The sequence below is a fragment of the Rhodoferax sp. GW821-FHT07G04 genome (genome assembly GCF_059418585.1).
Genome location: NZ_JBWKQD010000001.1, coordinates 749,088 through 766,324, shown reverse-complemented (window position 1 = coordinate 766,324; position 17,237 = coordinate 749,088). Strand labels below are relative to the sequence as shown.

Annotated in this window: 14 protein-coding genes; 10 read left to right on the top strand and 4 right to left on the bottom strand. The window is 62.6% G+C overall.

Going from position 1 to position 17,237, the window contains the following annotated elements; all coding sequences use genetic code 11:
* The first annotated feature begins 8 nt into the window (after positions 1–8).
* From AC07OO_RS03525 to AC07OO_RS03515, 3 genes are read left to right on the top strand one after another with little or no spacing between them, the layout of a single operon-like run.
* Positions 9–1,385, top strand: a complete 1,377-nt coding sequence (locus tag AC07OO_RS03525; RefSeq protein WP_495080669.1) for a hypothetical protein — start codon at positions 9–11, stop codon at positions 1,383–1,385.
* Positions 1,386–1,404: 19 nt separating this feature from the next.
* Positions 1,405–2,262 (top strand): FkbM family methyltransferase, encoded by an 858-nt coding sequence (locus AC07OO_RS03520; RefSeq protein ID WP_495080668.1) that lies wholly within the window; start codon positions 1,405–1,407, stop codon positions 2,260–2,262.
* Positions 2,263–4,503, top strand: a complete 2,241-nt coding sequence (locus AC07OO_RS03515; RefSeq protein ID WP_495080667.1) for a glycosyltransferase — start codon at positions 2,263–2,265, stop codon at positions 4,501–4,503.
* Between the two features lie 19 nt (positions 4,504–4,522).
* Here AC07OO_RS03515 and AC07OO_RS03510 read toward each other — a convergent pair whose 3' ends face one another.
* The 3 genes from AC07OO_RS03510 to AC07OO_RS03500 form a co-directional block, all read right to left on the bottom strand.
* On the bottom strand, positions 4,523–6,022 hold the full coding sequence (locus AC07OO_RS03510; protein WP_495080666.1) for a protein kinase domain-containing protein: 1,500 nt from the start codon (positions 6,020–6,022) through the stop codon (positions 4,523–4,525).
* Between the two features lie 17 nt (positions 6,023–6,039).
* Positions 6,040–6,978, bottom strand: coding sequence for an FHA domain-containing protein (locus AC07OO_RS03505; protein WP_495081766.1), 939 nt, complete (start codon positions 6,976–6,978; stop codon positions 6,040–6,042).
* Positions 6,979–7,170: 192 nt separating this feature from the next.
* Positions 7,171–8,091, bottom strand: coding sequence for a LysR family transcriptional regulator (locus tag AC07OO_RS03500; RefSeq protein ID WP_495080665.1), 921 nt, complete (start codon positions 8,089–8,091; stop codon positions 7,171–7,173).
* A gap of 243 nt (positions 8,092–8,334) precedes the next feature.
* Here AC07OO_RS03500 and AC07OO_RS03495 point away from each other — a divergent pair, with 243 nt between their 5' ends.
* From AC07OO_RS03495 to AC07OO_RS03475, 5 genes are all read left to right on the top strand, one after another.
* Positions 8,335–9,546, top strand: a complete 1,212-nt coding sequence (locus AC07OO_RS03495; RefSeq protein ID WP_495080664.1) for an argininosuccinate synthase-related protein — start codon at positions 8,335–8,337, stop codon at positions 9,544–9,546.
* Entirely contained in the window at positions 9,543–10,301 is a 759-nt protein-coding gene (locus AC07OO_RS03490; protein WP_495080663.1) for a 2OG-Fe dioxygenase family protein, read from the top strand. Before AC07OO_RS03495 ends, AC07OO_RS03490 begins: the two co-directional genes overlap by 4 nt.
* A gap of 110 nt (positions 10,302–10,411) precedes the next feature.
* Positions 10,412–11,083, top strand: a complete 672-nt coding sequence (locus AC07OO_RS03485) for a hypothetical protein (protein WP_495080662.1) — start codon at positions 10,412–10,414, stop codon at positions 11,081–11,083.
* A 4-nt stretch (positions 11,084–11,087) separates the two neighbouring features.
* Complete coding sequence (locus tag AC07OO_RS03480) at positions 11,088–11,717, top strand: glycoside hydrolase family 25 protein (protein ID WP_495080661.1); 630 nt, start codon at positions 11,088–11,090, stop codon at positions 11,715–11,717.
* Between the two features lie 33 nt (positions 11,718–11,750).
* A complete protein-coding gene (locus AC07OO_RS03475; RefSeq protein ID WP_495080660.1) occupies positions 11,751–13,973 on the top strand; it encodes a glycoside hydrolase 64/thaumatin family protein in 2,223 nt (740 codons plus the stop codon).
* Positions 13,974–14,099: 126 nt separating this feature from the next.
* On the opposite strand, the gene AC07OO_RS03470 is transcribed toward AC07OO_RS03475, so the two are convergent.
* The gene (locus AC07OO_RS03470) at positions 14,100–15,026 is read right to left on the bottom strand and encodes a helix-turn-helix domain-containing protein (protein ID WP_495080659.1); all 927 of its coding nucleotides are present in this window, start codon (positions 15,024–15,026) and stop codon (positions 14,100–14,102) included.
* 102 nt (positions 15,027–15,128) lie between these two features.
* On the opposite strand from AC07OO_RS03470, the gene AC07OO_RS03465 reads away from it, so the two are divergent.
* Both AC07OO_RS03465 and AC07OO_RS03460 read left to right on the top strand, forming a co-directional pair.
* Positions 15,129–15,836: an ABC transporter ATP-binding protein gene (locus AC07OO_RS03465; RefSeq protein ID WP_495080658.1), complete on the top strand. Its 708-nt coding sequence runs from the start codon at positions 15,129–15,131 to the stop codon at positions 15,834–15,836.
* Positions 15,833–17,227 carry an ABC transporter permease gene (locus tag AC07OO_RS03460; protein ID WP_495080657.1) on the top strand — a complete coding sequence of 465 codons (1,395 nt, stop codon included), beginning with the start codon at positions 15,833–15,835 and terminating at the stop codon, positions 17,225–17,227. The genes AC07OO_RS03465 and AC07OO_RS03460 overlap by 4 nt, the downstream gene beginning before the upstream one ends.
* Positions 17,228–17,237: the final 10 nt, after the last annotated feature.

Below are 17,237 nucleotides of genomic sequence, written 5' to 3'. Positions count from 1 at the left end.
GAACACGCATGGCATACACCAACGTCCAATTCATAGGCTACGTGCTCGACACCGCGCCGCAGACCAACCCCGATGGATCGCAGACCTACCTGGGTTTGAACAATCCACAGCTCGACATCGAGGCCCGCTGTGCGCTGATGCTGCGCGCCATGCAGACCGCGCGCGACGCCCTTCCGCAGCAGTCTCCACCGGAGCCCGCGGGCACTACGCTGAAGGTCTTCATGGCGCCCGAGTTCTTCTTCCGTGGCTCGCTGGGTGCATACCAGATGGATGACGTGCAATTGGCGATTGCCACCCTGCAACGCATGGCTGCCGACGCGCAATGGGATGACTGGGTGTTCATCTTTGGTACCGTTCTGGGCGTTTCATCCCCCACGTACGCAACCCCGCCCTACGACATCGACCCCCTGGCCACCAAGGAGGTCTACAACTTCGCACCTGTGCAGTTGGGCGGCTTGGCCGCCCAAGGGGACACTGGTGCCCGCGTGGTGATGAAGGAGCTGATGTCCGGGGTGGACTTCATCGCGGCGGTCGCTAATCCCGGTGGCTTGTTGCTCGCGGATGTGGAGCACTTGGCTGCGTCGAATACCAGTGGCCTGGGGCGTGAGCAGCAGGAAGTCAATTACGACGGTGCGGGCGTGTTCGAGTTGGCCGGCATCACCTGGGGGTTGGAGGTCTGTCTGGACCACAGCAGCACGGTGCGTCGGTTGCAAAAATCACCGCAATTGCCGGGCGAGAATTTGATCCAGTTGCAGGTCGTACCGTCCTGCGGCATGGGTATCCAGGCCCCCAGCGTGATCACGCAGGCTGGCGGCTACGTATTCAATTGCGACGGCTACGGCGCCACCAGCCACTCCAGCCTGGCACAGCAAATCCCACCGCTGATGAATGTGGTGTATTCCAGCAGCACGCCGGTCAGTGGTGAACCGATTGCGCTGCAAAGCAGCTCGCCGGTATTGGATGTTCCCATCAGCTCGCTGTACGCCCGTGGCCCGGGGGTGGTCAACATCTATCCAGCATCGGCCATACCCGCGCAGCAAACTGTTCCCGGGAACACGATGACCTTGAACTGGCCCGCCAGTGCGGACTACCAATTCATCTTCCAACTGGTGTACAGCAGCACCGGGAATTTCGTGACCCTCATGTGCGAGATCCGCAGCAAGAAGACCAACTTCTACGGCAACAACTACTTCCTGCCGCTGAACCTGCAGACGCTGGATTCTGCGAAGCAGGATGTGCATATCCAGATGAACATGGTGCCGGGCAGCAGCCCCTATGCCGGCGCTGTGTGGTGCAAGATCCAGGTGCCGGGCTTCATCTTCGAGGGTAACGCCTTTGAGTTCAGCGCGACCTATGGTGGCCTGGCCCCCTTCACCATTTGGTAAGCGTGGGACGGCAACCAGCATGAAACCCGACGCACTTCGGACAGCCTCCGAGTCGCATCCGCTGAGTGTGTATGTGCACCGGCGGGCTTACCGTGTGATGGCGAATGAGGCGCGGCGTGCCTTCTGGGAGCGTGTCGGTACCGGTTTGTGGGAGCCCCAAACCTTTGAAGTGTTTGAGCGGTTCTTGCGACCCGATGCCTCCTACATCGACCTGGGGGCCTGGATCGGCCCCACGGTGCTGTATGGTGCAACGCTGTCGAGCTGCGTGTACGCACTGGAGCCCGATCCGGTGGCGTTCGCCGAGTTGGGTGGCAATATTGCCGCCAACCCAGCATTGCGGAGCAAGGTCCGACTGCACCCTTGCGGTATAGGCGCGCAGACGGGGCCGTTGCAACTCTATGCCGGTGGTTTCTATTTTGGGCATCAGAGCCAGTTCGGCGACAGCATGTCCGGCATGTTTGCCGCGACCGATGCGCCCAACCAGCCGTCACGCGAGGTGCACGGCATGGACCTGGAGGGCTTTATGGATTTGCACGCCATTGGCGATTGCAATTTCATCAAGATGGACATCGAGGGCGGCGAATATGCGGTCATACCGGGGCTATGGAACCGCCTGCACCGCTTCGGGTTTCCTACCTTGTATGTCTCCTTCCATGCCCCCGAGCTGACCCGGCGTGAATCCTTGATACGCGCTTGCGTCGATGAGCTGCTGCTGTGCTATCCGCGCTTTTACAGCGCAGCTGGCGCGCAGGCTGTGCCGCTGGCGCAGGCTGTTGCGGCTGTGCAGGACTGGGGTGACGAGAGCCCCGGCAGCCCCTGGCGTCGGCTGGAAGCTCTGCTCGGCAGTGGCCTGGTGGCCACCAACGAGGAGTGGTGAATGGCGGCCGTACACCACCGCCAGATTGTGATTGGCGTGCACGTGGCGGGGCATGTGCAGGCTCTGTCCACCACCCTGACCAGTATTTTTGAGAATACGCCGCTGCCCTTTGCATTGCGCGTTCTGATCGATGTGGACCAGACGGTTCCGGCCTATCCGGGCATCCCGCAGTTGCCTCGGCCGCCGCAAGCCGGTGCTGCCGCGTGCTTCAACCAACTGATTGCGGAGCCGGCTGACGTCTACGTGTTTTTGGAAAATGGCGCACGGGTCTGCCCTGGCTGGCTGGAGTTGCTATTGGCGGCGTTGGACAAAGAGGCCAGCCACGGACTGGTCGGACCATCCACCAACCGCGGCTGGAATGAGCAGGCCGTGGCACCCGCCTGCAGCAGTGCACAGGAGGCATTGTGGGACCAGGCGGACGCGTTGCTGCTGCGTTTTGGTGATGCCTGTATGCCGCTGGAGCCACTACACAGCCTGGCGGACTTTTGCTACGTGGTGACGAATGAGGTGGTTGCAGCCATAGGGGCCGCTGACACGGCCTACAGCCAAGGACCCTGTTGGGAGATGGACTACAACATACGGGCGGCGCGGGCCGGCTTTCGTGGCGTCTGGGCCCAGGCCGCCTTTGTGCACCGCGCTCCACAGTGCCCGGTGCAGTCCAGCATCCATGACAGCCTGCTCGAAATCAACAAGCACCTTTACCAGGATCGGTTTTGCGCATGGCGTGCGGAGGTCCAGCCGCAGAATCTCCCCTACCATGACCATTGCGCAGGGGAGTCATGCCGCCACTTTGCTGTGCCGGAGCGCACGCGCATCCACAGACCCCTGCACCCGATGCCGGTGTTGCCGCCAGCGTGGACGCAAGCCCCGGAGTCGCCGCTGATGAGTTGCGTCATGCCCACCAAGGGCCGGCCGGCGTTTGTGGCGCAATCCATTCGCTATTTCCAACGCCAGGATTACCCCGCATTGGAGCTGCTCATCGTGTACGAGGACGATGCCGACCTGCCCAGCGGTATCGACGATGGGCGCATACGCTGCATACGCGTACCCGCCAGGACCAGCATAGGTGCCAAGCGCAATGAGGCATTGCGCCAGGCCCACGGTACGTTGATTGCCCATTGGGACGACGACGACTGGTACGGTGCGCAGCGACTGAGCCGGCAGGCCGCGCCGCTATTGCACGGCGTGGCGGACATCACAGGGCTCAACGACATGCTGTTCATGGCACGCCCCCAGGGGGAGTTCTGGGCTGCCAGCCGGGCCTTGTTCCGCCGCATGTTCGTCGAAAACGTCAGTGGCGGAACGCTGGTGTTCCGGCGCAGCCTGTGGGAGCGCCATGGCCAGTACCCCAACACCTCATTGCGCGAAGACGCCGACTTCCTGCAAAAGACCCTGGCTGGCGGTGCCCGCCTGTGCCGTGTATCCGGGCGCGACCTGTGTGTCTATGTGCGCCATCATGGCAACACCTGGAAGTTCAAGGAAGGCCACTACTTGCAGCAGGCCGAATGGGCCCTGGTGCCGCCACCGGATTGCCTGCAGCAGGATTTGAATTTCTACTTTCCCGCTGCGCCAACGGAGCCTTTGGTGGTGGCACCTCCACTGGTGAGCTGCATCATGCCAACCTCGGATCGGCGGGAGTTCGTGCCCCAGGCCATCCGGAACTTTCTGGCGCAAGACTATGCTCGGCGTGAGTTGATCGTGCTGGATGATGGGCGTGACAGCGTGGCCGACCTCATTCCACCGCACGACATCATTCGGTACGTGCGCCTGGACCGTAAATCAACAATAGGAGCGAAGCGCAATATTGCCTGCGAGCTGGCACGCGGTGAAGTGATTGCGCATTGGGACGATGACGACTGGATGGCGCCCAGCTGGTTGAGTTCGCAAGTCAAGGCGCTGCAGGACCATGGTGCAGACATCTGCGGCCTGGACAGGGTGTATTTCTATGCGCCCGAGGCACGGCGTGCCTGGCAATACGTCTACGATGGCCGCACGCCGTGGGTCTGCGGCGGAACCCTGTGCTACCGGCGAGACTATTGGCGCAGTGCACCGTTTGCCGACGTCAATGTGGGCGAGGACAACGCCTTTGTTTGGGCACCATTGGACAAACGCATCGCAACCAACCCCGATCAACACCTGTATGTTGCGCGTGTACATGCGCGCAACACCAGCCCCAAGGACATCCTGAACCGCCGTTGGCGCAGTTGCCCTGTCGAGCAAGTCGAGCGCCTGATGCAATGAGGCCGAGCTTGCATGGGCTTCATGCGTCGGCGATTGCCACCAAGCGGTACACCAGCTCCGCGTACTGAAGCTTTGCCGGTGCATAGGCCTCCGTCTGTATGCCGCTACCGGCCAATTCACGTTGTGCCTCCGTGCTGGCAAGCACAACACCCCGCTCCACCATGCCACCCATGCGCAGCACTGCGTTGGTTGCGCGGTTGCTGCTCCGCGCATCGCTGTGGGTTGCAAGCGTTACGGTATGCAATGCGCCCGACATTTCCAGGCGCACACCATGTTGGACTTCCAGCACGCGGCTCTTGCGTTGCACCTGGGTGGTCAAATCCAGCGCCAGCGCGGCGGCCTGTTGTGCCGGGTGTGGTTGATCCGGGCCTGCGTCAAAATGGAACAGCATGTGGTCACCCAGCGTGCCCATGGCCCGCCCTTGCTGTGTCCGTACCAGGTTGGCGCACCAGCCTATGTGCTGTTCACGCATGTCCTGCAGATCTGACAGCGCGACCGACGCATCGCGGGCTGGTTGCAGGTGCAGGGTCAGGCACAAAACGGCACGGGCGACCGTTCCCGTACCGGCGATAGGCCTGGGGGTCAGCGCGTCCTGGGTCGTTTGCCCAAGAGCCAGGGCACGTGAACGGCGCTGCGTGGGCAGACCTGCGCTGGCACCGGTGCTGCGCAATTGCGCGAGATGGTGCATCAACTCCGTGTACAAGTGGGCAGCGTCCGCAGCCCGTGCACGCACGTCTTTTTGCAGTGCGCGCTGCAGCAATTGGGTCAATGGTTGCCCCAGCAGCTCTTCAGGCAGGGCGATCTCGGCGCTGCTCAACTGGTTGTGCAAGACCTCGTTCACGTTGGCTCCTTGCACGCAGGGCCTGGCGTTCAGGCATTCGACAAACATCAAGGCCCAGGCATAGATGTCGGTTGCCGGGACGCAGCGCTCTCCGCGCAGTTGCTCAGGTGCGCAATAGGCCGGCGTGCCAGCAGCGCTCACCACCTGAAAGGCCGGCTCCCCGTTGTGGCTGGCCAGCCCGAAATCCAGTACTTTCGCATGCAGGGCCGTGCCCGTGGGAACCACCATCACGTTTTCCGGCTTCAGGTCACGGTGCACGATGCGGTTCCCATGTAGAAAGGCCAGGGCGTCCAGTAGCTGCACCATCAAAGCCAGAGTGTCCAGCAGGGGTAGCCTACCGCTGTGCTGCAGAAAGTCGCGCAGTGTCTCGCCGGGAATGAACTCCATCACGGCGAACAGCAGGCCACCGGTGGCCAGGCCTTTGTCGATCAGGCGTACGACGTGGGCGTGTTGCAGCATGGCCAATACGCGGGTCTCCTGGTGCAGGCGCTGGTGGACGCGCCGTTTGGCGGCCGGGTCGTGTCCATGGGGCGTGCTGGGTATCTTGATGGCCACAAACTGCCCCGTGCTGCGCTGCCTGGCTTTGAAGACCTGACCCGACGCGCCTTGCCCTAGTAGTCCCAACGATTGGTAGCCTGGCACGCCTACGGGGAAGCCGTGCGTGGGCGCCCGTGTCATCTCAATGGGACATGGACTCAGGCCACGAGCGGTTCTTCAGCGTGTGTGTGCATGTCTAGGGTCAGGGGGTCAAAACCGCTTTCCAATCGGGAGCCTCGTGTGATGCGAAAGCGCAAGCCACCAAAGCGCAGCGAGCCGCGGCGGCGTTCGATCAACTCGGGCACATGGGCGCCCCGCGGCAATGCCAAGGCCAATTGCTTGCGCATTCTGAATATCTGGATGTTCAGATGACTCGGGTCCAGGCCCAACATTTTTGCCAGTCGCTCCAGTTCGACCCAGCCATGGGCATGGCCGTCGGGGTGCCGCTGTGCATCCTGCAGCCGCAGGCGCGCCAGTATCAGCAGTGCATAGTGGTGGGAGCGTTCACCCAGATCGAGTTGGATGCCTGCATCGTCCACGTGCAATCGAACATGCTCTTCGTCGAGGCTCACATTGAAATGCAATGTGGGACGGGACGGGCGGGGGATGTTGGTGCCGGCCACAGCATCCAGTGTGGAGGCAATCTCGGCCATCCGGATGAAGCACCAATTGTGGTTGCCAAAGCTGACTTGGTCGCCATCCTCCAGCACCCAACTGCCCTGTGGAGTGGTGCTGATCCACTGGCCTTGTGCGCTGCAATGGATGGAAACCTCGGCGTCCTGCCCTTGCGGCAGCAGGTTGGAAAGTCCCAGCGCGATAGGTTGGCTGTCGTGCCCCAGGGGCCACAGCAAGTTTGTGGGTGCGGACAGATCCTCTACCAGCCACTCGCAGGTATCGTCTTCTGCGAATCGGATCGAGCTGCCCATCCGCAATTCCTGGCCTTTGGCGTGGGATTGCAGCACACCGTCGAGCAGCGTGCCGTTGCGGCTGTGATCGCGCAATTCCCAGCTTCTTCCGTTCCAGCGTACCGACGCATGCAGGTGTGAAGCATCCAGATTCTCAAGCAAGGTATCCGAAGAACGCCCACGCCCGAACACGTGGTGCGCTCTCAGGAATATTTTGCGCTCTGTGGCGCGATTCTTCAAAATTGCCACTAACCGGCTCCCTTTTCCTTGCGCGTGACCTGGGTGTCATTTTGAGCCTCAAGTGCCGTTTGATTGTTGCGGCTGCGGAACAATTGAAATGCATGTGCGCCGCCGCACAGAGCGCTGGACGCCGACTGTTAGGGCCTATTTGGGCAGCGCCTGCATTCTCTCGGCCAGGAAGTCAATGAAGACCCGGCATTTGGGCGCCAGGAATCGGTTGGGCGGGTACAGGATGTGGGCGGTGCCGTGGTAGTTGGCCTCCAGTTCCCAATCCGGCAGGATGCGTTTCACAAGCCCCTGTTCCAGCGCGTGTTGCGCGACAAAGTCGGGCACACAGCCCACGCCGATGCCGGCAACGATGGCATCCAGCCGGATCTCGCTGTGGTTGGCGACATAGCGCCCCTTGACCAGAACGTCTTCGACCTCCTTGCCCCGGCAAAAGCGCCACCAGTTGTCCTTCTCCTTTTCGCCCAGGTACATGCAGCTCAAGCCGATCAGGTCGCTGGGATGCTGGATGGGATGGGTCTTGGCCAGGAATGCCGGGGACGCCAGCACGATGTGCTGCACCTGCATCAACCGGCGGGAGGCCAGATTCTCCGGCGGGTGCTTGGTCAGTTGCACGATGAGGTCCACGCCTTCGTGGATGGGGTCCACCTTCTTGTCGGTGACCAGGAGCTTGACGTCCACTGCCGGGTACCGCTGCAGGAATTCCAGTATCAAGGGGTGCAGAATGTGCTTGGCAAAGGCCTTGGGCGCGCTCACCTGGATGAGGCCCTGCGGCTTCTCCATGAAGCGCTGAGCGACCTGCATGGTGCCCTGTGCAGCGGCTACCAGTTCGCTGCATTTCTCGAAGGCCTCCTTGCCCGCATCCGTGAGGCGGAACTGGCGTGTGGTCCTGCGTATGAGCTGCAGCCCCAAGACCTTTTCCAGGCGCGACACATGGCGGCTGGCTGCCGAAGGCGTGATCTGCAATTCGATGGCGGCGGCTGAAAAGCTACCGCGTTCGGCCACCCGCGCGAAAGTGACCATTTCCGGTAGCACCTCCAAAAAATCATTCATTCCCATGGTGCAAATGTACTGTTCGCTGTTACGGCCAATTTTGCGCCAGAAATGGTGAGAAGATTTTTGGGCAGGGAATAGACCCCCCAAGCTACCTGAATGGGTGGCCCCAGCATCAAACTTCCTCTGAAGTCAAGACCATTCTCTTTCCCCTCTTGCATATGACCTGTTCCACTGGACAGGCTTACTTTTTTCCGGTCTACGGGTGACGATTCAGCCGTCTGTCGTCACCTAGAACTGGAGAAAGAAATGGAATCGAAACGGATCAGAAGTTTTGCCGATCTGGATGTCATAGCGCGGCATGCCAAGCATGTGTTGACGCTGTTCAGCGGAGGCTTGGACAGCAGCTATGTGCTCAAGGAACTGGCAGACCGCCACTGCCGCGTCACGGCCTTGGCGGTCGATGTGGGAGAAGGTGCCCACCAGGCGGACCTGCGTGCGATTGCGGACAAGTTCGGAGCGGGCCTGGAAATCGTTGATGCGCGCGAAGACTTTGTCCAGGAGGCCGTGCTGCCCGCCGTGCGGGCCCAAGCCAAGTACCTGGGTATCTACCCCATCAGCTCATCGCTGTCGCGCCCCGTGCTGGCGCAGACGGCGGTGCGCGTGGCCCAGCGCCTGGGATGTGATGCGCTGATCCACACGGCCAACCAATCGCAGAACAGCCTGCGACGCCTCAACGGTGCCATTGCCCAATTGGGATTCGCGGGCTGGTATGGCACGCCCTATGAGTTCTCCGCCATGAGCCGCGAGGAGAAGATCGAGTCGTTGCGCGCGGTGGGCTTGCAGCGCTTCCAGGCGCGCGGCATCAGCGGTGACGCCAACCTGTGGGTCCGTGAGTTTGAATCGGGCTCTCTGGACAACCCGGAGGCTTTTTGGGTGCCCGATTCGCTGTTCGAGTGGACTGCACCCAGCGACGCAGTACTGGGCGATGATGTGACGATCACTTTCGAGTCCGGCGTCCCCATTGCACTCAATGGCGTTTCCTTGGGGGCCATGCAGCTCATCGCGCTGCTGAACCGGCAGGCCGGTGCCTTTGGCATTGGGCGCTATTGTGGCCTGGAGCATCTGGACCAGGGGGAAAAAGTGTTGGAAGTGCGGGAGGCGCCAGCGGCGACCCTGCTGATGGATGCCTACCGGCATCTGGAGACAGCGAGCCTGGATTACGAGGTATTGCGCGAAAAGTCCCACCAGGAGCAGTTGTGGGTGCGCGAGGCGATAGAGGGCCGCTGGTTCGGTCGCATGCGCGAGTCGGCCGAGCAGTTCATCGCGGCCACGGCCCAGCACGTCAGCGGCGTTGTGCGCTACAAGCTGCGCCCCGGCGTGGCCGACGTCTGCTCCATCCGCGCCAAGGCGCCGCTGTACCTGACGGACCGCGACGCCTGGGAGAAGGCGGTGGCCCAGGAACGCAGCCGCATGGTGCTGCGCGAACCCCAACATCAACAGCACATGGTGGCCGTATGAATACCGTCGAAGATTCTGAACTATTGGTGGTACAAGCCAAGCCCTGGCTTGCGGCAGCCGACGATTTGCGCGCTACCCACTGCGCCATTGTGAAGGGTGATGCTTTGGCCGAGTGGGCGGGTGTGGTGCACGAACAGTGGCTGAACTTCGCGGAGTATTGGAACCGCTTGACGCTGGATCGCTTCATGGGCGATGGTGGTACCTACCGCTTGCGCCGCTACGGCCAGTTTGAAACCGATTCCGACGGCACATTGCGCCAGTTGCCGCATACCGCCTACGAGCAGGCCAGCCATATCAACCGGCTCAACGGAGGCATTGCACGCACATTCGACCCGCTGGAGCCAGGATTCGCACGGCACCCGGTGTTGCACGGCGTGATCGATGTGTTGACCCGCATCGTCAATGATCTGGAGGGCGGTGTTTGCGCATGGAACATCAAGCTGCACCCCTACCGCATACTGGCTTCAACGGATGCTGCAGGCCAGCCTACGCCCGAGGGATTGCACCGCGATGGTGTGGACTATGTGGTGTCCATGATGGTCAAGCGACACAACGTGTGTGGCGGGGAGAGCTCCATGACGGATGCCCAAGCCAACCCGTTGGGGCAGGTGACCCTGACGGAGCCCATGCACATGCTGGTACTGAACGATGCGCACACCCTGCACGCTGTCACGCCCGTGGTGCCGCGTGATCCCTCAACTCCGGCCTACCGCGACGTGCTGGTGATTGCCTTTGAAAAGCTGCTCCATGCGTGAAGGCCGCGGACTGTGTAATGGGCTGTAATCGCCAGCCCCGGCGGTGAACTTGAGAATGGGTGCGTAGCGCAAGCCGCACCCATTTTGCTTTTTCTTTGCAGGAGGATCGTATGCCTTACTACTTGACTGATGCCCAACGCAATCTGCTGGCCCCTGCCGTTGGAGACCATCCTCGCAACGGTGCCACTGTGCCTACTTCCGACCAGGCCCCATTCGTTACCGCGGCGTGCTGGGGCTGGGCACTGAATGGTGAGTATGTGAACGCCAATGATCCCTATGCGGCCACAACCATCTACACCTCCAATGCGGGCGCCTTCGTACTCAATGCCCAACAGGTGCCCACGGGGCTGAACGCGGATTTCTTCGCCACCACCGACGCCATCTTTCCGCAAACGATTCCGTACCACACGGTGTTGACGAACAACATCGATAACGCATTGCGGGGCGTGGTCGGAGCGCAAGACGCCTGCCGTGTCGCCTTGATGAAGCTCACCGCCGAACTCAACGGCCACACGGTCTTGCCGGATGATGGCGCTGCCACCTACACCATGGTCATGAAGTCGCCAAGTTGGTATGGTTGGTGCCATTGGGGCATAGGTATTCAGGGTGTGGGTGGCGGTGTCACCACCTACCAGCAGAAGGTCAATGGCAGCGTGGCCGCTCCCCGACCGCTGAAGTACAACTGCGGCGTGATGTGGGATGAGGGCCAGCCGCTGACCACGACGATACGCCTCAATGGCCTGCTGCAGACCCAGGTCACGATGCTCAACCGCGTGGTGTGACGCCGTGGCGACCACTACCAACACTCCGGGTATAGACGTTAGCCACTATCAGGGGGCGATTGATTGGGGGACCGTTGCGAGCAGTGGCGTGGCCTTTTGCTTCATCAAGGCGACCGAAGGCCGCACCGTCGCGGACGGCAAGTTCCCAACCAACTGGACTGGCAGCCTCGCCGCAAGGTTGTACCGGGGTGCCTACCACTATGCGCACCCAAATACCGATGCCAGTACGCAAGCCCAGTTCTTCTATGACACGGTTACTGGCGCGGGCCCGCAGGGATCCATCGACCTGCCGCCGGCCCTGGACCTGGAAACGCTGGATGGTCAAACCCCTGAGGTCGTCTTGCAATGGGCCACCACTTTTCTGAACGCGGCCGATGCGCTGTTCGGGCGCACAACCATCCTCTACACCAACCCCGCAACCTGGCTGTCGTTGCCGGAGGGGCCGCAATGGCAAGCCATGGCCAATCGCCCACTGTGGCTGGCCCGGTATGCAGCCCAGCCCGAAGTGCCCCAACCGTGGTCCAACTGGACCTTCTGGCAGCACAGCGATGAGGGGGAGGTCGCCGGTGTGAACGGCAAGGTCGACCTGGATTGGTTTGCCGGAGACCCTGCGCAGCTGGCCGCACTGCGCTAGTCCACTTTTATGTAGAGAACTGCCGAGGACCGCATGACTAGCTACTTCTCCTTCACCATTACCAACAACACGCAGCAGAACGGCGGCGCGGCCAGCCTGGCCGATGACGCGCTGTACCTGTTTGTCACACAGGAAGCCCTCAACACCGCGTGGAGCATCGACACCGGGACGGGCATTGCCACGGCGCTTCCTGCGGGCACACTGGCGCCGACCTTCACCCTGGCCGACCTCGTGGCGGCCGGAGGCAGCCTGCAGTTCGACGCCAGCGTGCAGGTGCCCTCTGCGCGCCTGTATATCAGCAGCAATGCCAATGCCGTGGGTCTGTCGGCTGGTGCCGTCAGCGGCCCCACGGCGGGCACCGCCGAGTTCTTCTACGACTTCGTGGAGTTCGCGCTGACCTGCACCACGCCCGGCGCGCCGGCCGGTAGTGCACCCAACAACCTCAATGTCGACACCACCCAGGTGGACCAACTGGGCATACCGATCACACTGCAGGTCACTCCGCAAGACCCCAACTTCGGCGCCGGCTCCGGCATCGTCGCCACACTGGACCGCCAGTCTTTGATCAGCAATTACCAGGCCATGGCCGTGGGTGCGCTGGCGCCGTTTGCCGATTGCGTGTACCCACCGGGCAGCAGCGCGTCCACCGCCTATCGCTTGCTGAACCCCAGCGATGTGATCGGCAGCCAATTGCTGGCTGCGGGCTTGCAGGGCAGCATCACCACCGCGGGCAGCCCGGGTGCCTGGCAGGCCACGTTCACGATCACAGGCCCGGGCACCACGGTGCCCACCAACGGCGGCTTGTATGTGGGCATGCCGGTCTGCGGCCCGCTGATTCCCGCAGGCACCGTGGTCAGCAGCCTGCCGGGTTATCCCAGCGGGAACAGCGTGGTGATGGCCAGCACGGCATCGGCCAATCCCTTTGTCGCCAGTAGCCAGACTGTGCAGTTGTTCTTTGTGACGCCGCCCACCACGGCGCTGGCCACATACTTCGACGCGGCAATCGACAGCTTCTTTGCCTGGGTTCTGAAGAATCCCAACACCTTGCTGGTGGAGCAGAACAACAATGGCGACCATACCTACACCGGCAATGTGGTGCAGATCAGCGGCATCACCGATATCGATGGCAATAGCAATACCTACACCGTGCTGCAGTTCACCGGAGGCAACAGCGAGGTCTACAACCTCTACTACCCGTTCTTCCGCACCAACGCGCCCGCGGGCAAGACCACGCCCTTTGGCAGCGTCGTGCCAGCGCCGCCCGCCTGGTGGGCGCCGCAGCTGCCTCCGGCCCCCAGCCTGATGTACTACGCGCCGCCGTCGTTGATGGTGTTCGGTGCCAGCGGCGTGTTTGCGGACAACATCCAGCAACCCCCCTATGCGGCCAACAACAGCGCGGCGGTGCTGGGCGCCATCGAAAACGCCATCGCCACAGCGCTGGCGCGCGGCTATGCGACGACCTGGCAGTTCCTGAAGGGCAGCATCACGCCCGGTAGCCCGGCCACCACGGGCACCGTCACGCTGGATGCAGGGACGACCACGGTCGGGCTGGAGGGGACACTCGACATGGCCTCGTTCCAGATTTCCAATATACCGATGGCCGCGGCCATCCCGGCGGGTGCACCGGTATCGAGCTTCACGGTCAGTTCCCCGCTGGATATCCTGCCGACCATTTCAGACCTGTTGACCTTCGCGCAGTTCTACCCCGCTGGCGGGACCTGGAGCGCGTTTGCGCAGTTTCTGCACCAGCCCGATGTCACCATCGATGGGCGGGCTTATGCGCTGCCCTTTGACGACCAGGGCGGTTTCAGCTCAGACCTGAACGCCGCCACCTCGGTGGCCAACCCGGCCAGCGTCAGCATCACGCTGGGTCCTTGGGCACCGGCGGGCGGGCAGCCGCAACCTGCGGTTGTTGGTGAGCAGACGGTTACGCTCACCTGGCCTGCCAGCGATGGCTACAGCTTTGTGTTTGTGCTGACCTACAGCGCCAGTGGCGCCTATGCTGCGACCAGTGTGCAGATCGTCGCCGCATCCAGCAGCTTCAACGGCCAGACCTACGGCTTGCCGGTCGCGCTGCAGACGCCGGCGGGTGCATCGCCAGTCGAGACCATCAGCATGCAGGTGGTAGCGGTGACCGCTGGCACCTACAGCGGCGCGGTGTGGTGCAGCATCGATGTGCCGGGCTTCACGTTCGAGGGCAATGCCTTTGAATTCAGTGCCCTGTACGGCGGTGCGCCACCCCGCACCATCTGGTAGTGCACCCTGGCATGCCCTTAAAAACCCCATTTTAGGTTTTTTCGAGGAAGTGTTTGTTAAAAGTGGTCAGTAGCCCTCGTGGAATATAGTGATATTGCTACCAAATGGATAGCGCGTAGTTGTGCACTATCCCCAGACCCGGTAGGCCCAGAAACTCTCGTCCTCCACCACCGCGCGCTTGAGTTCGTTGGGGCTGACACCGGTGACGCGCCGGGTTTCGCGGCACAGGTGGGATTGGTCCGAATAGCCGCCGCAGGCGGCGATGTCGGCCCAGTTGGGTGCGCGGCTGTCGGGGTCGGACAGAAACGTGTCGCGGGTTTCGACGAAGGACTCCTCCGAACGCGCCAGGCGCCGCAGGTCGCGCAGCGGCAGGCCCGCCCAGTCCTTGATGCGGCGCTCCATCTGCCGCAGGCTGCGGCCCATGCCCGATGTGGCTGCCCGCAGGGCCAGGCCCTCGACCCAGTAGCGGTGGCGCTCGGCCCGGGGCATGGCGTCCTGGCATACCGCTTGCCAGCGGGGCTCCAGAAAGGCGTCGACCAACTGGGCGCGGGTGCGGTCATCCGCGGCCTGCTGCACGGCTTGCGCCATGGCCAGCCAGGATGCATCCAGCACGCTCTCCAGCGGTACCACGCGGTTGACCAGGGATGCGAGATCCACGCCCGCCAATGCCTGCATGGCCTGTGGCAGCAGTATGGCCATGAAGACATGCACAGGCCCCGGGTTGACACTGATGCTAGGCCCGGTGTGCGGGCCGATGAAGGACAACGTGGGCAGCACCTGGTGGGCGGGTGTACCGCCGCGCAGAATGCAGGTGGACTCACCCTCCAGCAGCCACATGATGCTGCAATAGGGCGAAGCCGGAAAATGGTTGTGCCGCTGGGCGTGCGAGAGCTGTGTACCCAGCGTATTGCGCGTCAGGTAGGCCCGCACGCACGACGCCAGCGCCAGCCGGGGGGGCAGCAGTGCGGCATGGGTGGATGGCGCAATCTGTTGCTGCGGCGGTGGCGCAGCGGGTGTGTGTGGAGGCTCCGCGGTCAACGGTGAAGCGAACATGGCCAAAGTTTAACGCGCCAGTTCGCTGGGTCTGGTCAGAGTCCATGCAATGTCGTAATCGTTCAATACCCATTTTGATGGGGCTGCGACACTGCAGCCACCATGCACCCAGTGATTCTCAAAAACGTCCACAAAATCTACCAGCTTGATTCCGTCGGGGTTCCGGCCCTCAGTGACATCAACCTTGAAATCCGCGACAACTGTTTCACCGTGATCTCCGGCCCCTCGGGTAGCGGCAAGACCACGCTGCTGAACCTGATCGGTTGCATAGACCGGCCCGACCAGGGCGAGCTGATCGTGGCCGGCCAGCCCGCGCAGCAGATGTCGGATGACGCACTGTCCGACTTCCGGGCCCGCCACCTCGGGTTCATCTTCCAGAATTTCAACCTGCTGCCGGTGCTCACCGCCTACGAGAACGTGGAGTACCCGCTGCTCTTGACCGGCATGGCCGACGCGCCGCGGCGCCAGCGCGTGCTGGCCTTGCTGGACGCAGTGGGCCTGGCCGACAAGGCCCGCAACCGGCCGGGCCAGCTGTCGGGCGGCCAGCGCCAGCGCGTGGCCGTGGCGCGCGCCCTGGCAACGTCCCCCAAGCTGGTGCTGGCCGACGAGCCCACGGCCAACCTGGACAGCCAGACCGGCGCCGCCATCATTGCGCTGATGCGCAAGATGCAGCGTGAGCAGAACGTGGCCTTTGTGTTCTCGTCGCACGATCCCATGGTGCATGCCGAGGCCGATGACGCCGTCTACCTGCGCGACGGCCGCATCACCGGCGTGGAGCGTGGCATGGTGCAAGCGGGGGTGGCGGCATGAGGACGTTGATGCTTGCCCTGCGCAACCTGCTGCGCAACCGCCGCCGTTCACTGACCACGCTCTTGGCCATGGTCATAGGCCTGACCGCCACGCTGGTGTTTGGCGGCTACAGCAGCAGCTCCATCCTGGCCATGCAGACCGGCTATGTGCAGGTGGTCGGGCATTTGCAGATACAGCGCCAGGACTACTTTTTGTATGGCAGCGGCAACCCCGCCGCCTATGGCATTGCCAACTACCAGCGCATCATGGACCAGGTGAAGGCCGACCCGGTGCTGCAACCCATGCTGACCGTGGTCACGCCCAAGCTGAACCTGGGCGGCATTGCCGGCAACTTTGCTGCGGGTGTGTCCAAAACCGTGCTGGCCCAGGGCGTGGTGGTGGATGAGCAGAACCGCATGCGCGAATGGAACGACTATGGCAGCCTGAGCTATTCACGCCCCTTGGCGCTGACCGGCACGGCGCCCGAGTCCGTGGTCATCGGCACCGGTGTAGCCCGCCTGCTGCAACTGTGCGGCCCGCTCAAGGTCTCCAACTGCCGCACGCCGCCGGCCAAGACCGAAAGCATGGCAGATGCCAAGAGCGCACCCGCGGACATTGCCGCCCTGTCTGCGCTGGAGACACCGGCTCCCACCGCCACCAGCGCCACGCAGATCGAAATCCTCGCCGCCAACGACCATGGCGTACCCAATGTGGCGGGGCTGAGCGTGGTGAAGGCCGAGAACTACGGCCTCAAGGAACTGGATGACGTGTTCATGGAGATGCACCTGGCCCAGGCCCAGAAGCTGATCTTTGGCGGCGTGGCGCCGCAGGTCACCGCCATCCAGCTGCAACTGCAGCACACCGACCAGATACCGGCCGCCAAGGCGCGGCTCAAGGAACTGTTGGCCAACCAGTGGAAAGACGCCCAATTGGAGGTGCAGGACTTTGAGACCCTGACGCCCATCTACGGCCAGACCATTCAGTTCTTCGACTCGGTGTTCGGCTTCATCGCCACCTTGATCGGTGTCATCGTGCTGTTCACCGTGGGCAACACCATGAGCATGGCCGTGGTGGAGCGCACGGTGGAGATCGGCACACTGCGGGCCATAGGCCTGCGCCAGGGCGGTATCCGCCGCCTGTTCCTGGTGGAGGGTGTTCTGCTGGGCTGCATGGGTGCGGTGCTGGGTCTGTGTGTGGCCCTGGGGTTGGCCAGCCTGATCAACCACAGCGGCTTCACGTGGACGCCACCCGGCTATGTGTACGCTTACCCGGTCAAGGTGCGGATCTGGGGCAACCCGCCGCTCATGGTGGGCAGCGCCATCGGTTTGGTGGTGGTGGCCATGGTGTCGGCCTGGTGGCCCGCCAACCGTGCGTCCAAATTGGCGGTCGTGGATGCCTTGCGGCATGTCTGAGGCAGTGAAC

Coding starts and splice junctions, on each gene's coding strand:
- AC07OO_RS03525 (WP_495080669.1), top strand. CDS start 9: ATGGCATACACCAACGTCCAATTCATAGGCTACGTGCTCGACACCGCG.
- AC07OO_RS03520 (WP_495080668.1), top strand. CDS start 1,405: ATGAAACCCGACGCACTTCGGACAGCCTCCGAGTCGCATCCGCTGAGT.
- AC07OO_RS03515 (WP_495080667.1), top strand. CDS start 2,263: ATGGCGGCCGTACACCACCGCCAGATTGTGATTGGCGTGCACGTGGCG.
- AC07OO_RS03510 (WP_495080666.1), bottom strand. CDS start 6,022: ATGACACGGGCGCCCACGCACGGCTTCCCCGTAGGCGTGCCAGGCTAC.
- AC07OO_RS03500 (WP_495080665.1), bottom strand. CDS start 8,091: ATGGGAATGAATGATTTTTTGGAGGTGCTACCGGAAATGGTCACTTTC.
- AC07OO_RS03495 (WP_495080664.1), top strand. CDS start 8,335: ATGGAATCGAAACGGATCAGAAGTTTTGCCGATCTGGATGTCATAGCG.
- AC07OO_RS03490 (WP_495080663.1), top strand. CDS start 9,543: ATGAATACCGTCGAAGATTCTGAACTATTGGTGGTACAAGCCAAGCCC.
- AC07OO_RS03485 (WP_495080662.1), top strand. CDS start 10,412: ATGCCTTACTACTTGACTGATGCCCAACGCAATCTGCTGGCCCCTGCC.
- AC07OO_RS03475 (WP_495080660.1), top strand. CDS start 11,751: ATGACTAGCTACTTCTCCTTCACCATTACCAACAACACGCAGCAGAAC.
- AC07OO_RS03470 (WP_495080659.1), bottom strand. CDS start 15,026: ATGTTCGCTTCACCGTTGACCGCGGAGCCTCCACACACACCCGCTGCG.
- AC07OO_RS03465 (WP_495080658.1), top strand. CDS start 15,129: ATGCACCCAGTGATTCTCAAAAACGTCCACAAAATCTACCAGCTTGAT.
- AC07OO_RS03460 (WP_495080657.1), top strand. CDS start 15,833: ATGAGGACGTTGATGCTTGCCCTGCGCAACCTGCTGCGCAACCGCCGC.